Source organism: Terriglobia bacterium (genome assembly GCA_020072645.1).
GTDB lineage: Bacteria > Acidobacteriota > Terriglobia > Terriglobales > Acidobacteriaceae > Angelobacter.
In genome coordinates this window covers 1-16,254 of sequence record JAIQGK010000012.1, presented here as the reverse complement: position 1 = coordinate 16,254, position 16,254 = coordinate 1, and the positions used below count along the sequence as shown (strand labels likewise).

The following is a 16,254-nucleotide window of genomic DNA, read 5'->3' as shown; positions in this document are numbered from 1 at the left end:
CGGTAAATGAATTGAAGTAGGACTGACAATCGGCGAAGACGGGCGATTTGCATCCAGCCGCGTTGAACGGCTAGGCTAAACAGTTTGACTGACCCACCGGAGGAGCAATGTTTTTAAACCGTATCTGTAAATCGTCGCTAGTGCGATCCGCAATCATCGTTTTGCTGGCAGCCAGTACGGTGCTGGCGCAAACAGCGCCGAAGAAGCCGGCATCGGAATCATCGAGCCAGGGACCATCCAGCAAATCGGCATCAGGGAAAGCATCGGCGACGCATGCCAAAGGGGGAGCGACAGTGGCTGAAGCGCAGGCGTTCATGAAAAAAGCGGAAGATCAGCTTGAGGACTTGACGGTCCGCGCGAGCCGCGCGCAATGGGTGCAGGAAAACTTTATTACCGACGATACGGAGACGCTGGCGGCGCAGGCGAATGAGAAGCTGACGGCACTGGTAACGCAGTTGGCGCTGGATGCGCGCCGGTTTGAGGGGCTGAAGCTGCCTCCGGAGCTGGCGAGGAAGTTTCTGTTGCTGAAGCTGTCACTCACCGCGCCCGCGCCTAATAATGATGCCGAACGCAAAGAGCTGACGGAGCTGACCAGCAAGCTTGACGGCATGTATGGCAAAGGCAAGTACTGCAAGCAGGTGGACGGCAAAGAAAAGTGCTTTTCATTGAACGACCTGAGCCGCATTCTGGCGACCAGCACGAACCCGGATGAGCTGCTGGATGCGTGGGTCGGGTGGCACAAGATTTCCGTGCCGATGAAAGACAAGTATGCGCGGTTTGTGCAGCTATCGAACAAAGGCGCGACGGAGCTGGGCTTTAAAGATACGGGCGCGATGTGGCGCAGCAACTATGACATGTCGCCAGACGAGTTCAGCGCTGAAGTGGAGCGGCTGTGGCGGCAGGTGGAACCGTTTTATATTTCACTGCATACGTACGTCCGCAAGCAGCTGATCAAGAAATATGGCAAGGCGGCGGAGCGGCCGGACGGCATGATCCCCGCGCAGTTGCTGGGCAATATGTGGGCGCAGGAGTGGGGGAATGTTTATCCGCTGGTAGCGCCGGCCAACGGCGGACAGGGTTACGACCTGACGCAGCAGCTGGAGAAACAAGGCCTGGGTTCTGGGCCGGCAACGCTCGACAACGCAAAAAAGATGGTGAAGTATGGCGAGAACTTTTTTACGTCGCTGGGATTTGCGCCGCTGCCGCAGACCTTCTGGGAGCGCTCACTGTTTGTGAAGCCGCAGGACCGCGACGTGGTGTGCCACGCCAGCGCGTGGGACATCGACCAGAAAGACGATTTGCGGCTGAAGCTGTGTATTGAGGTGAAGGACGAAGACTTTGTCACGATCCATCATGAGCTGGGGCACAACTTTTATCAGCGCGCATATAAAGACCAGCCGCCGCTGTTTCAGGACAGCGCGAATGACGGTTTCCATGAGGCGGTGGGAGATACCATTGCGCTTTCCGTGACGCCGGAATACCTGAAAGAAGTCGGGCTGCTGGATACGGTGCCGCCGGAGAGCGCCGACATCGGCTATCTGCTGAAGCAGGCTATGGACAAGATTGCGTTTCTCCCGTTTGGATTGATGATCGACAAATGGCGCTGGGAAGTTTTTTCCGGACAGGTTACGCCGGCGCAATACAACAAAGCGTGGTGGGACCTGAAGGCCAAATATCAGGGCGTGGCGCCGCCGGTGGAGCGCAGCGAAGCCGACTTTGATCCGGGGGCGAAGTATCACATCGCGGCCAACACGCCGTACGTGCGCTACTTTTTGGCGCGAATATTGCAGTTCCAGTTTCATCGCGCGCTGTGCCAGGCGGCGGGAATCCAGGGGCCGCTGCACAGGTGCTCTATCTACAAGAACAAGGCGGCGGGCGAGCGCCTGAACAAGATGCTGAGTATGGGCAAAAGCAAGCCATGGCCAGACGCGCTGGAAGCCATCAGCGGACAGCGCCAGATGGACGCGACGGCCATCCTGGATTATTTTGCGCCGTTGAAGAAATGGCTCGACGAACAGAACAAGGGCGAGAAACCGGGCTGGCAAGGGATGGACACGCCGACGGAAACTGCGCCGAGGCATACGAGTAGATAGGGCAGCCATTAGCTCTTAGCCGTTAGCAAAAAAATCAAAGACGCATCATCGCTCCCGGGAAATCCCGGGAGCATTTTTATTTGCAGCAATTAGCACTAGCCAAAGAAGAACCGGGGATTTAACCGCAAAGGACGCAGAGGGCGCAAAGAAGAAATTGGAAGGTTATCTGGGTCCTTCATTCGCGGTAAAAGCGCCGCTCATTCAGGATAACATTTTGAAGCGCGGCGAATTTGAGTTGCGCGACTTATTTTGGCCGCGAATTAACGCGAAGAACGCGAATAAAAAAGGCAAGAGGAGTCGCCGCAGATTTACGCAGAAATGCGCAGATGAGGCTGAGCAATTGGCACATAGCAACTGATAATTAGCGACTGAACTCACTATGACGTATATTTAGGCGGCCCCGATAGAGCGGCATCGGCCGCAACAAACCCATACATAAGGAAAATCGATATGAAACAGCTATTGGCAGCAATGGCAGTGTTGTTTACTGCGACGGCTATGCCGGCCCAGAGCAACATACACTCCAGATTCATCCAGCAAGGGACATTTGCCCAGGTGGCCACAGGCGTTGGCAATGGAAACGTTAGCTTGCAGGTGCAAAGCGGGACAGATCCGAACAGCCCAGATGGACAAGGGATAGCGACTGTGGTGTCTTACACTTTCTTCCAGTTCAGCGCAGACGGTAACGGCTCAACCTTCACCCAGGTGTTTGCGCATATTCCTAACGGCTCATTCATCGGGCAAAACACGCAACGGATGATTCTGGATGTAGACACAAGCCAGTTTGATCCCAACGATTCGGTCATCAGCACCTGCACAGCGAACTTTGTTCCGGTCGTGACGGTGGTGTGCACCGACACAGCGCCCGCAGGAACAATCCACCTGGAGTTTAGGGAGAATGGCCTGCAGCGGGGCCGGCTCCTGGCTTTTCAGCAGGAAACGACTCTTGGGCCGGTTACCGTCCGGGAACGCGCCAACGGCGATAACAGTTCAGCCAATGTCAAGGGTTCATTCCTGGGACTTCCTGTGGCGGACACGCTCGCTTTTGTGGGAACGAGCCAAGACACGTCCTGGACCATCACGAAGAACCAATAAGGGTGCGGGTGATTTAGCAAATGGGTAGCTAGCAAGTCAGAGCCGGGGATTTAACCGCAGTGGGCGCAGAGGGGCCAAAGAAGAAATTGGAAGGCCATCTGGGTCCTTCATTCGCGGTAAAAGCGCTCCCCTCGACTCCGCTCAGGGCTCAGGCCTTCGGCCTCCGGCTAAGAAGGATGACAGTTTGAAGCGCGGCGAATTTGCGCCGCGCTGCTTATTTGTCCCGCGAATGAAGGCGAAGAAGCGCATTGGAAAGGCAAGAGGGGGTCGCCGCAGATTTACGCAGGAAAGCGCAGATAAGGCAGAGCAACTGGCAATTAGCTAAAGCCGGCATAACCAGGAAGGAAATATTTGGCAGCGATATAGGTTATGAAACTCATGGAGCTGAATGACAGCTGGCTACTATTATAGTTTTCTAAATTCTGTTCAAAACCGGCCAGCAAAGTCCATGGCGATGGATGATTCAACAACATAAAGTCTTAATTATCTGATTGTCAGTAGCAGAGTTGCCGGATATACTACGCGACGCCCCCCTGAAACTCATCCTTGGAGTCTGCATTGAAAACCTGTGGATCGTTCCCCGGCTTGTCAGCCATAGCTATGCGTTTGTTATGGTTTTTCGGTTTAACATCAGTGTTCGTATCTGGCTTCTTTCCTAGCCATATGGCCGCCGAACAACGCAAGATACCTGATCAAAGTATTCGCATTCCATTGACGTTTGAGCAGAACAGGGGACAAGCTGGCAAGCCAATCCGTTTTATCGCACGCTCCGGCGCCGGACGAGTTTTATTGACGAGGGATGGAGCCATCCTTGCGGGCAGCCAAGAAGCAGGCCATCCTATACATCTCTATTTCGACAAAGGTCAGCGGGCCGAACCGATTGGAGAGACGCCCACGGGAGGCATAGCCAACTATTATTCCGGCAGAGACCAGAGAGATTGGCTCACGGCTATACCGATGTTTTCCCATGTGCGATATCCGAACGTGTATCCGGGTATTGACGCGGTATTCCATGGCAACGGTGATCAACTGGAATACGATTTTGAAGTAAGTGCGGGAGCAGACCCAGAATTAATAGCATTCCGTTTCGATGGAGCGAACCAGATCCATCGTACTGATGCCGGCGCTCTGGAGATCCAAGACTTCGGCCAAAGCTGGCAACTATTACCTCCAATGGCGTACCAGATGCGAGATGGCGTGCGCCATACCGTGAGCGTTGAATACCGGATGGCACGCGAACACAGAATCGGGTTGCGGCTGGGTAGTTATGATCACTCGGCGCCGCTGGTGATTGATCCTGTTGTGCAGTACGCCGGAATCATCACCATGAATAATAGGACAGGCGTTACCGGTATCCGGGTAGATTCCCAAGGGGACCTTCTGATTGCAGGCGAGACACTTGCGTCAGATTATCCGGTAGTCAATGGGCAGGCAGGCACAGGTCTTTACATCACCAAACTAAACCCAGCCGGTGACACCATCTTGTTCTCAACATTCATCCAGCCGGGCGGTGGATCTGGTCTTCAAGCAGTGACACTCGATTCCGCTGACAATCTCTACCTGACAGGCCAATCCGGAGGGATCAACTTCCCCGTTACCACGGCGCTGGGGACCTCGGGTGGATTTGTGATAAAGCTTGCGCCCAATGGAACGATCGCTTACGCAGCGCTGATGAATGGCGCGTTTCCACAGGGCCTTGCGGTGGATGCGGCGGGAAGCGCTTACGTGAGCGGTACGGCCGATACCACTTTGCAGACAGTCAATGCATTCCAGCCCTTGCCTCCATGCGCCGGCCCGACTTGCGGAGCGCTATTCTTTGCCAAGATCAACCCCACGGGGACCGCTTATGTTTTTTCAAGCTATTTTTATGATCCTGCCGCACCACAGGCAAGCGTGCCGCTCTCTCTGCCGGGAATAGGCCTGGATGCAGGAGGAAATATTTATCTGGCTGGGTCGGGTTCAGTTCCTCACGTCAGTTCCTGGCAATTGGGCGGCGGTCTGTTTGTTTCAAAGTTTGCGCCGGATGGACAGACGCTGCAGTTTTCAACCGACTTTGGCACGGATAGCACTGGCCAAGGGCTGCGAGGAATGGCGGTAGGGAGCGATGGGACTGTTTATCTTGTAGGAGAAACGTTCGACAATGGTTATCCCTACACCGTTGATGCAGCACGGCATCCGGAAGGACAAGTGGGTAACCTGAGGATGTTTGCCACGGCGATCAATCCAGCCTTAACCGGTCTTACCTACTCGACATATATCGCTGATGGCAACATTGGCGGGACATTCCTTGGTCCCAACGGTCATTTATATATTGCCGGCGACCTGACGGGACCATTTCAGACGCAAAACACCGTGGTGTCCGACGTTAGTCACAGCGGCGCCGGCTTTTTTGTGGAGTTGGATGCGCTAGGCATTTTTGTAAAAGCAAGCCGCTTTGGTGGACACCTGACCGATGAGATCCCAAGCGCCATAACCGCGGACGCTGCCGGAAACATCTATCTGGCGGGAGGAACCTCGCCCCAGAATGAAGCTCCTAAGCCCGATCCGATCCTTGTGGGCAAGAGTTTTGGGGTGTTGACCGGGGGCAACTTTGGGACGTTCTTCGCCAAGATCAGTCCGACGAATGCGCCGAAGATCAGCCTGGACACTTCATTGATTCCACCGTTTTATTTTCTACGCAATGCCGGGTCGGCTGATCTGCACATCAGCAGCATGACATTTTCTGGCGGAACAGTGTTTGGAAACTGCGGAGCCGTGGTTGCGGCAGGAACTTCCTGCATCGTCACGCCTGCTGACATAAATGGAGGCCTGGCTCCAGGCACTCTCACCATTACCAGTGATGACACGCCGGCGGTACAGACGTTTCAAGTCACGCTCGCTCCATTTCAAAAGCCCCACACAGCGATCGGAGATCGTCTCTGGTTTGACGATGACCGCCAGATCCTGCCGCAGAGATTCCAGCAGACAGTCCCATTTCATGTGTGGAACGTGGGCGCGGCAAACGCGGTGATCAACCTGATCGCGCTCAACAATGGAATCGGCAACACGCCGCCGAACGATTGCGGAACCGGGCTGACGCCGGGAGCAAGCTGCACCATCCAGCTTACGGTCACGGGGCCGGGCTCGGGCGTGTTCAGTATCTTCTTCGATAACGGAGGGCAGAAGACCTTTTCGCTGTTCCCGCTGGGAGCGACCGACGATCCGCTCCTGTCGGTGAGCGGCATCCGGTTCCCGCTGCAGTTTGTGGGAGGCATTATGCTGCCGCGAAGCATCACCGTAACGAATACCGGCGGGAACGACATTGTGGTGCCAGCGCCGCTGCTAACGGGCGATCCTGAATTTACGATTGCCGGGAATACATGCCCAAACCCATTGCCATCGGGCCAGAGCTGCGTGATCGCGGTGCAGTTCACGCCGCTGATCGACGGCAATCGAACGGCGGTTTTAAACGTTGGCAGCAGCGCGGTGCAACTGTCCGCTCAGGGAGAGATCAACTCAGCCATTCTGATTTCGCCGCTGCAGCAGGATTTCTTTCCCCAGGTTGTGCACCTAGGCATCTTCACCTCGCCGGTTAAGCTAACCAATACGCTGGCTTCGGCGGTGCCGATCACCGGCATCAGTTTCTCCGTGCCGGATTACAGCGAGACGGACGATTGCGCCGGGCAGGTGCCCGCCAACGGCTTTTGCACAGTGCAGGTGGCGTTTAGTCCGCAGGCCGTTGGACAGAGAAACGGCACGATGACCGTGAATTTCACGGGCGCTACGGCGCAAGAGATGACGCTGACCGGTTCTGGTGAAACACCGTTCCTGGTGACGCCGACAACGCTTAATTTTTCGGCGGGCGTAGGCGGAACCAGCACGGAGCATTTTGTCTCCATCGGCAACCGGAGTTCCAGCACGCTCGGCTATACATTTACGGTCACGGGAGATTTTGCCATCGCGCAAAACCCCTGCGCGAATCCGCTGCCGCCGAATGGAGCGCCCTTTTCGGGCTGCGGGCCGACCCTGGTGTTCAAGCCTACCGTTGCCGGACCGGCGCAGGGAAGCTTTACGGTGAGCTATAGCGGCATCACGGAAACGGACGTGGTAGCTCTGAATGGGATAGCCTCAACCGTAAATGCCTTGCCGCTGCAGCTTAGTTTTCCCACGACGACCATTGGGCAGAGCAGCAGCCTGGATGTGACGCTCAGCAATAGCGGGGCCAGCGCAGTGGGAATTACCAGCATTACGTCATCGAGCGGCAGCTACTCCGAATCCGATAGCTGTGCGGGCCAGGTGCCGGCGAATGGAACCTGCCTCTTGCACGTAAAGTTCACGCCGAACAGCGTGACGTTCCCTGTCATCGCAACGCTCACAGTCAATCTGGCTGATGGCGCGCAATATGTGGTTGGGCTCACGGGCATAGGAACGGGGCCGGTGATCGCCATTACGGGAACGCCAGTCAACTTCCCGGCGCAGGTGGTGGGAACCACGACCGGTGGTCCGATCACGCTTTTCGTGATCAACAACGGCGACGCGCCGCTGCTGATCTCCGGCATTTCCATCACGGGAGACTTCACGCAGACGAACAACTGCCCGGCATCGCTGGTCTCAACATGCAGCATCAACGTGACGTTCTCGCCCAAGGCGACCGGCTTAAGAAGCGGGATCCTGAGCATCACCGACAACGGCTTGAACAGCCCGCAGCAGATTTCAGTTACAGGCACGGGCACAGATTTTGATTTCGCGCCGGGAGGCACAACGCAAGTGACGGTGGTGGCGGGGGATACGGCCACCTTCAACCTTAGCGCGATGGCCGTGAACGGATTCAGCGGGCAGCTTTCGTTCGACTGCGCGGGAGCGCCCGCCGGCGCCCTCTGCAGTTTGAGCACGCCGAACCTGAACGTGATTGGCAACGTACCTGTGCCCTTGACGGTGACGGTGACAACGTCGCCGCACACATCTGCTTCCAGCCGGCCACAGAAAAACTTCTGGGGCTTCACTCTGGCGTCAATCATAGCGTGCGTGCCACTGGCATTCTTTGCCCGGAAGCAACGCGCCAGAGTGTGGCTGACTGGCAGTCTTGCGGTGCTGGTGGTCGCTATCGTGCTGGCGGGGTGCGGCGGCGGGGGAGGAACGCCTCCGAACCCAACTCCGACGCCGCCGAGCCCAACTCCGACGCCTCCGCTAACCACGGGCGGAACTCCAGCGGGGACTTATACGATGACGGTGACGGCGACGGCCCAAACGGGCAGTGGGCCGGTCTCACACCAAGTCCAGATGACGCTGGTGGTGCACTAGGGATTGGCTAAAGCATCTCGGCTCCCGGGGAAAATCCCGGGAGCATTTTTATTTGGAGCAATTGGCAATTAGCACTGGGCCAAAGTCAAAAACCGGGGATTTAACCACAAAGGACGCAAAGGGCGCGAAGGCCAGAAAAAGCTTGAAACGTGGAGGAACAGAGGAAGCGGAGGACAGAGAAAAATTACCGCGGATCACGCGGATTTTGCACGGATTTTTCGGAGTTGTGTTTCTTACTGTATTCGCTTAAAATTCGCTATCAATCCTTGTGAAATGCTATGCGCACAAAATGCGAACGAGGGCGGGTTATGGCGAGGGACCCAATTACGAACGGAGAGGGCGGCAAAGAAAAGATTCTGGCGGCGATTCGGCAGGCGGCGGAGGAGCTGGGCAGAGCGCCGTCGCGTGGGGAGTTGCGGCGGATAACGGGAGTGAGCCATTATCGGGTGCTGGCGGAATTTCCGACTCTGCGGGAAGCGGTGCGGGCGGCGGGGCTGGAGCCGAATCCGAAAGGAGAGAAGATCAGCACGGAAGATTTGCTGTCCGATTGGAATAGGGTGGCGGAGAAGGTGGGAAGAAGGCCGTCGCGCGCGGAGTATGTAAGGGAGGGACGTTATAGCGCGGGCGCGTTTGTGGGGCGGTTTGGTTCGTGGTCGGGGATTTCAACCGCAAAGAGCGCAAAGAACGCAAAGCAAAAACCATTTAGCCGCGAATTAACGCGAAGAACACGAATCAATCAAAATCCGGAAAAAGCTAACCACAAAGGACACGAAGGATCACAAAGGGAGCGCAATGGAGATTCTGTGTTGCACAACTTTGATCGTGTGCCGCTGGCGGCGGTGCCGGCGCCGGTGGTGGGGATGCGTCGCGTGACGGAAGACGTGGCGCAGATGGTGGTGAATACGTTGATGGGGAACGGCTATTGGCCTTGGGTTATTGGCCAAAAGCAAAACCGGGGATTTAACCACGAAGGACACGAAGGAACGCAAAGGAAGAGCGGGACGGAACTAGAGCTGCGCGGAGTTCGCAAGGAAGGTGATTTAGATCCTTCACTCGCGGTAAATACGCCGCTCGTTCAGGATGACAGGTGGAGGCGCGCGGATTTTGCCGCGCGCGGCTTATATAAAGACAGGCCGGTGATGGGGGAGCCGCTTGACCGGCGGCCGATGACGAATGCGCCGGTGAACGAATTGGGCGTGATGGTGCTGTTTGGGATGGTGGCGGCGGGGCTGGGTTTGCAGGTGGAGTCGGTGCAGGGGAAGTTTCCGGACTGTATCGCCAGGCGCCAGGTTGCGCCGGGGAAGTGGCAGTATCTGCGGATTGAGTTTGAATATGAGAGCAGGAATTTCAAGCTGCATGGGCACGATCCGAAGGGGTGCGACATGATTGTGTGCTGGAGACATAATTGGAAGGAGTGTCCGGCGGAGATAGAGGTGGTGGAACTGAGTAGGATGTTTGGGATGCAGTAGTTCTCACCGCGGAGGCGCGGAGAAAAGCAAAAGGGAATTTAGCCGCGAAGGAACGCGGAGAGCGCGATAGAAAAGCGCAAGAGAGGTCGCCGCAGATTTACGCAGAAAGGCGCAGATGAACAGGAGCAATTGGGCAAAATCAAAACCGGAGATTTGACCGCAAAGTACGCAAAGGGCGCGAAGGCTAGAAAAAGCTTGAAACACGGAGGAATAGAGGAAGCGGAGGACAGAGAAAAATTACCGCGGATTGGTGCGGATGAACGCGGATTACTTGGATCTGGAGCGCAGCCGCCCTCGGCTGCGTTTATTTTTCCACGCTGCGATGCAATGGCATTTTCAATGTATTGAAACTGCCTACACCCTGGAAAAGCTTCCCATGACCTCAAAGAGAATACAAGACACCCTGCTGGCTACTTGAGCGCAGCATCATGCACAATTGCTCAAGAATCTGCCACCTGATTACTTGCCTCCGGATTTGGTGCTTGTATCGCTTTTGGTCTTGCTATCGGTGGAATTGTTTCCTGAGCCGCCGATGTTGAATCGATAGGAAATAGCTACGCCGAATTTGAAGTGCGTGACCTGGTCAACAGGGAGGTCGCCCTGGATTGCGCTCACGTCCTGACCGGGGAACAGACCATTCTTGAGTACCTGCTGTTTGCCGATGTATGTGCCAAGGGTGATGAAGAACTTCTGATCGACGAGACTCTGGGAAATTCCCACCATATATTCCGATCGTGCTCCCAGGTTGTCGGCTTGCGCGCCAATCCCAAAAGTAGCGAAGAGGGCTTCATTAGTTAGGAAGCTGGGTGAATGAAGAGAGAAGAGCCGAGTATGCAAGAAGAACAGGGGAGTGATACGTACGTCAGATTCGCTCTTGAGTCCAACGATATTGGTTACCGCGGTACCAGTTGGCGTTCCATGAACGTCTGTGGGAATTCCACTAACTCGTCCAAACTCCGGTTTGGGGAGGAACCCGAAACCAACGCCCGCAGCGGTAATGAAGCGTTGACCACCGAAGTGAACAATGGCGCTGCCGTCAGATTCATAACCATCGTCGCTCGCAGCTGCGGGTTTGGCGCTGGAGGCCGTTTTAGACTTAGAGGATGATTTCTTGTCGGCAGTCGATGAGGCGGCCTCACTTGTGCCAGAGTCGGCGGCGGGAACGTAATATTCAGTCCCGGCAAAGTCATCGGCGGTGAGCAACTCCTTGGAGCAAGAGTCGCCCGAAGCTGACTTGCCGGTAGATGAAGAACTCGGGAAAGCGGCTGGAGGAAGAGGCTTCGCGGGATCGACGGGTTTGCGCTGGTTTATGATAGTGACGTCAGTTGGATTCGAGTATGGGCCGATTGCTTCGGTGCGCCAAAAGTTACCATCATTGGCGGTGACTTGTTCAAGGGGGTCGATAACGCCTGATTGAATGCCACCAATTTGGTTTTTGGCGAAATCGAGATACATGCACTCCAGGCGGAGAGCGGACTGCTTCAGATCATCCAGTTGCTTGCGCATGTCCTGGGCGGCCTTGAGTTCCGCTTGAGCCTCCCGGAGGTTTTTAATGGCATCGCCCTCATTGCCTTTTTGTACCGTCACGGTGCGGGCATCACTCCTGGATGTTGCATCCGCGATGCCTTCATTTAGCGTGTCGCCGAGTTGTGAATAGTCGGCGCCGATTTTCTTGACGACAGATAGAACGGATGCGTGGGCATCCAGCAGCTTCTTACGGGTGTCGATCGCGTCTTGATGGATGGCGTTGACGATAGGACCGAGCCGCGTGCACGAGTCCTGTTTTGAAAGCTGGATGGTTGCGCTCCTATAACGCTGTGCGAAGGGCTGGTATAACTCAATTTGGTTAGCGATCAAATCTCCAAGATTTCCGATTTCCTCGCCCAAGCCCGCGAGGGTAGGCCCTGTCTGGTCAAAGCCAAGGGTTAGCGGTGTCATGTTTTTTGCTTTGTTCTTCGCGTCACCTCCAGTTTGCTGTGCGTCAGCTTTCTGCGCTGCGGGAAGAAATAGTTTAAGAAAGCCGCTGACGTCATCATCGGCAATTGTCGCTTCGTCAAGATGGAGTTTGTACTGAAAGGCAAAAGGGTTTTTGTTGAAGACTGTGACGCGCACCTGTTTATTCTTGCTCAGTGAAAGGACAGGGTCTTGCGTGACCTTCGTCTGCGCATTAATGCATATTTGTGTGCTGGTGGAAATGCAAGGCGGATCATCTGTAGTCGGGGCACATGAAATGTTGATGGACGGAGCCGCGGTTTGCGCAAACCCAGACGCAAAAAGCAAGGGAAGGCCCATGAGTACACCAAGAATTAAGTAGGCACGTCGTAACATTGAAAACCTCCACACAGTGGATACAAACGGAAAAAGGAGGCGCATCCCTTTTTAACTACAATGAAGCAGGAATCTGCGGTCTTCCTCGGTGGAATGATTTAGCGTGAAATAGCTGGCCTGTTGGGATTTTATGCGCGCTTCGCGCGCTTATGGCCGATCCCTCTTCGGGCTGCGCTCCGGCCGCGGCAGCGAGGAAAATGCGATCGGGGAGGGCTTCTAAAAAGACAGGCAGAAGGACTGCGCCACCTGCGGAGGCGGCTGTTATTGAACGGGAACCAAGCTGAAGACGCGCATAGCCGAGAGTGCCATGGCCACATGAGCATTGAAGCCCCCTGAACTTTCTCTAATCCCCATACACCGTCACCACCACCGTTCTCTGCCTTGCTCTGACGTCGCATTCGAGGTGAAAAATCTGCTGCCAGGTGCCAAGCAGCGGCTTGCCGTCGGCAAGTGGGACAGCGAGTGACGGGCCGAGGAGCGTGGCTTGAAGATGGGAATGGCCGTTGCCGTCGTGCCAGGCTTGTTCGTGTCCGTAGTGGCGGCTGGGCGGGATAAGCTTGTCGAGGAGTTCTGGGAGATCGCGCTCAAGTCCGGGCTCGAATTCAATTGTGCCTACCGCAGCGGTGCTGCCGATGGTGAAGATGTGAACGAGGCCCGTGCGAATTCCTGAGCTGGCGGCGATGGTTGCAACCTGTTCGGTGAGGTCGTGCATGTGACCGTGGCCAGTGGTGGAGAAGGAGATTTGTTGTTGGTGGGTCATGGAGTAAAAACGTATCACGGAGAATAGAGACGCGGAGTTGCGCGCCCCTCAAAGCAATGAAATCGAGTGCCTTGAGGGGCGTCTGGATGGATTGTTATCGCCCCAGTTTAATTGCAGCCGGAGGAAGCTACCGGAGGAGCAAGCGCGAAGGTGTGGTAGACCGTGTCTTCATAGATGTTGACGGTCTCGAAGCAGCCTACGTCGGTGGTTCCCAGAGTCACATTGGCTGAATGGCTAGTTCCGTTGCTGGTGCCTGTGCTCATGGTATGAGTCCAGGTCAGGGTGCCGGTGTTTCGCAGGGTCATACCGGACCCCAGCAAGCGCAGGCCAGACTGGACGGTGAGCCCTACTGATTTGGAATATGTTGTGCCTTTTGTCGTGCTGGAGCTTTGCGAGTCGTTCACGGTGAAACTGTTTCGTAGGGGATCACAGCCGCTGCACTCCGGTCCCTCAAGCACCTGGGAAGTGACAAAGGCGAAGCGGTTGGGGTCAACCTGGTCCGGCAACATATTCTGCAGGGAGACTGAAATGAGTGGATCGGTTGCCAGGATATCGGTGAAGTCATTTGTGGTGCACCCGCAGGGCGCCGACGTGCATTGGGGGACAGGGTTGGCGCAGACATTGGCGAGGCCGGGCAATCCGCTCACATTATTTCTGGACTGCGGATTCAGAACATCCAGTGGGATTGCGGCAGGGTTTTGCAAATCGACCGCATTGATGTTCACGATATCCATTGGCTCGGCTTGCCCGTTGCTGTCAATGGGCGTTTGCAAAGTATAGTTGGCGGTGGTGGAACTGGTGGGAGTCACCACCACCATTGGATTGAGCCAAAGCAGGAACTGGTCCTGGGTGTGGTCAACCGGATTCCTTAGCGAAACCAGGGTTGAGCCTGATCCATTGGATGTGCTGACCTGGAACGACTGCGAATCCTGCGTTGCTTTTGAAATGGAGAAATTTACGGAAGCCCCATTGCCGAAAAGAGAAAAGTTAAGCGACGTTGCAAGTCCTTGCGTGAAGCTGGAGGAGATGGAAGTTGTGAGGGAATTGTTGACGCTATTCGTGAATCCATTGCTGCTCTGGTTGCCGGGCGGAGCGTAAAGAATCGATAATACCTGATATTTGGGATAGAGCAGTACGTTCAGGCTGGCGCTGAGTGAATCGGCGGCCGGCTGCACGTTGATGAAAAAACCATCACCGTTGAGCGTGGCAGAATAACCACCATCCGGCGGGCAGGATGGATCGCTGCCCGAGACCTGGTAATAGGTCGTCGATCCCTGGAGGGAATGGCTGGCGCCGGTTGGATCGGTATAGACGAATCCGCTGTACGTCCAGGACTGATAGCCCGGAATAATAGCGGTTGAACCGGGATCACAGGGTTGGTAGCCGCTGGCGTCGGTAATATAACTGAGCGTTCCTGAGCCGTTGAGATCTACGCTTTGAGCCTGCGCGAACTCGGTTGCGCCTAGAAAGACCAGAACTGCTAGATACAGCAATGACTTTGCTGACTGGAGAAAAGAACGAAGCATCGATACTCCTGTAGTGGAAAAATTTGTTCTGCTAAAAAAGAGATTGGTTGCGATTGCAGACTTGTCCCCGAAACGTAAGGGCAAGCTAGTGAGAGTCACTGTAGATTGCGGATCTTCTCTCTAGAAAGTAATTTTTCAGTTAGATTGATTTCCGAAACCGAAATAAAAACAGAGCAAATACATCGCCATGCGATATGCTTTTCGAAGAGCAGTTCACAAAAAATGAACAGGCTTCTGGCCCGGGAGTAAGGGCGATGGGAAAGGGTTAAGTTTGCCTGATTTAACAAAGGCGGAAATAGTTTGCGAGAATTGGCGCGACGCGAACAAAAACTGCAGGGTATATGGGCCTACAGGAGCATTGAGCCGCCAGCAATGAGTCAAAGCCGGGAGGCGAATATCGGTGGGGCATGTACGATTTCGTTGGAAAAAGTTTCTGCTCACGCTTGCGCGATTTGGGTTGTCCTGATACATTAATAAAAGACGTAAGAGATGTGGCAGCCGCTGTGTTGTGCAGCGAGGGGCCGGGACGAGTCGAAGGGAACAAGGTTTGAATCGACTGAAGAGTCCGGGTCATCTAAAGCAGAAGCCGCGTTAATCGCCTCCAAGGCAAAACCTGCGAGGCTCTATTCGGGAACATGAGAGTCCTGAAGGGTTTAATCACCTGTAACGATCTTTAATACAAGATTTTTGCCTCCTCAATGGGGAGGCACCGATGTGTTGCGGAGAAGCTTCTGGCTGCTAGCCGCTAGCTTCTAGAAAACCAACACAAATCGAGCTGCAAAGGGTCGCTGAATCGTTGACTCAAAAGAAGTAAGAGTTAATAAAGAGATTCGCCCCGGATTTCCAACGAAATCCACATTGACAGAAAGCAGCCGCTCGGGGTAAGTTTGAAAGGTTCGTCTCTGTGGGTCGGTAGCGACCTGCGGTCTGGATGAGAATCCGGAATGAAACACAGGCAAGAGTGCCTGTGCCACAAGACAACAAGTTTCGAGGAGCTCCAGGCTTATGGTCTGGGGTACCTGAAAAGCGCCGCTCAGGCGGAGTGCTATCGGGTCTTTGACAAAATGGTTGAACGTGCCAGTCGTGAGATGAACGAGGGTTATGGCCCGAGTGATCTCACAAGAATCAGGGCCATCCGGTGAATTCCGGGCGTCGATTACGATGCCTTATTAGCCGCGATGGCAACTCCCCGTAATTGTCGGGATATCTACAGGCGTTTGGCTTGAAAGAGCTGAAGGTCGGTTAGGTTAGCCGATGACCCGTCGGGGAGTGAACAGGTTTCAAACGAGAGTTTGATCCTGGCTCAGAATCAACGCTGGCGGCGTGCCTAACACATGCAAGTCGAACGAGAAAGTGGAGCAATCCATGAGTAAAGTGGCGACCGGGTGAGTAACACGTGACTAACCTACCCTGAAGTGGGGAATAACCTCGGGAAACCGGGGCTAATACCGCATAACATCGCGAGCTGTAAACGCTTGTGATCAAAGGAGCAATTCGCTTTAGGAGGGGGTCGCGGCTGATTAGCTAGTTGGTGAGGTAACGGCTCACCAAGGCAAAGATCAGTATCCGGCCTGAGAGGGCGCACGGACACACTGGAACTGAAACACGGTCCAGACTCCTACGGGAGGCAGCAGTGGGGAATTTTGCGCAATGGGGGAAACCCTGACGCAGCAACGCCGCGTGGAGGATGAAGTCCCTTGGGA

8 protein-coding genes and 1 rRNA gene are annotated in these 16,254 nt (G+C 55.1%); 6 read left to right on the top strand and 3 right to left on the bottom strand.

Annotation, left to right across the window (positions count from 1 at the left end; translation table 11 throughout):
- Window positions 1–107: 107 nt before the first annotated feature.
- The 5 genes from LAO76_16430 to LAO76_16410 all read left to right on the top strand — a co-directional run bounded on the left by LAO76_16430 (window position 108) and on the right by LAO76_16410 (window position 10,285).
- Window positions 108–2,093, top strand: coding sequence for a M2 family metallopeptidase (locus LAO76_16430; protein ID MBZ5492511.1), 1,986 nt, complete (start codon window positions 108–110; stop codon window positions 2,091–2,093).
- Window positions 2,094–2,543: 450 nt separating this feature from the next.
- Window positions 2,544–3,188, top strand: a complete 645-nt coding sequence (locus LAO76_16425; protein ID MBZ5492510.1) for a hypothetical protein — start codon at window positions 2,544–2,546, stop codon at window positions 3,186–3,188.
- A 663-nt stretch (window positions 3,189–3,851) separates the two neighbouring features.
- Window positions 3,852–8,468, top strand: coding sequence for a choice-of-anchor D domain-containing protein (locus tag LAO76_16420; protein MBZ5492509.1), 4,617 nt, complete (start codon window positions 3,852–3,854; stop codon window positions 8,466–8,468).
- Window positions 8,469–8,776: 308 nt separating this feature from the next.
- On the top strand, window positions 8,777–9,937 hold the full coding sequence (locus tag LAO76_16415) for a hypothetical protein (protein MBZ5492508.1): 1,161 nt from the start codon (window positions 8,777–8,779) through the stop codon (window positions 9,935–9,937).
- A 129-nt stretch (window positions 9,938–10,066) separates the two neighbouring features.
- Window positions 10,067–10,285, top strand: a complete 219-nt coding sequence (locus LAO76_16410) for a hypothetical protein (protein ID MBZ5492507.1) — start codon at window positions 10,067–10,069, stop codon at window positions 10,283–10,285.
- A 111-nt stretch (window positions 10,286–10,396) separates the two neighbouring features.
- Here LAO76_16410 and LAO76_16405 read toward each other — a convergent pair whose 3' ends face one another.
- From LAO76_16405 to LAO76_16395, 3 genes are all read right to left on the bottom strand, one after another.
- The gene (locus LAO76_16405; GenBank protein ID MBZ5492506.1) at window positions 10,397–12,049 is read right to left on the bottom strand and encodes a hypothetical protein; all 1,653 of its coding nucleotides are present in this window, start codon (window positions 12,047–12,049) and stop codon (window positions 10,397–10,399) included.
- A gap of 559 nt (window positions 12,050–12,608) precedes the next feature.
- Window positions 12,609–13,025 (bottom strand): secondary thiamine-phosphate synthase enzyme YjbQ, encoded by a 417-nt coding sequence (locus tag LAO76_16400; protein MBZ5492505.1) that lies wholly within the window; start codon window positions 13,023–13,025, stop codon window positions 12,609–12,611.
- A gap of 107 nt (window positions 13,026–13,132) precedes the next feature.
- Window positions 13,133–14,551, bottom strand: coding sequence for a hypothetical protein (locus LAO76_16395; protein ID MBZ5492504.1), 1,419 nt, complete (start codon window positions 14,549–14,551; stop codon window positions 13,133–13,135).
- Between the two features lie 1,280 nt (window positions 14,552–15,831).
- Here LAO76_16395 and LAO76_16390 point away from each other — a divergent pair.
- Window positions 15,832–16,254, top strand: a 16S ribosomal RNA gene (locus tag LAO76_16390); the annotation flags it as partial.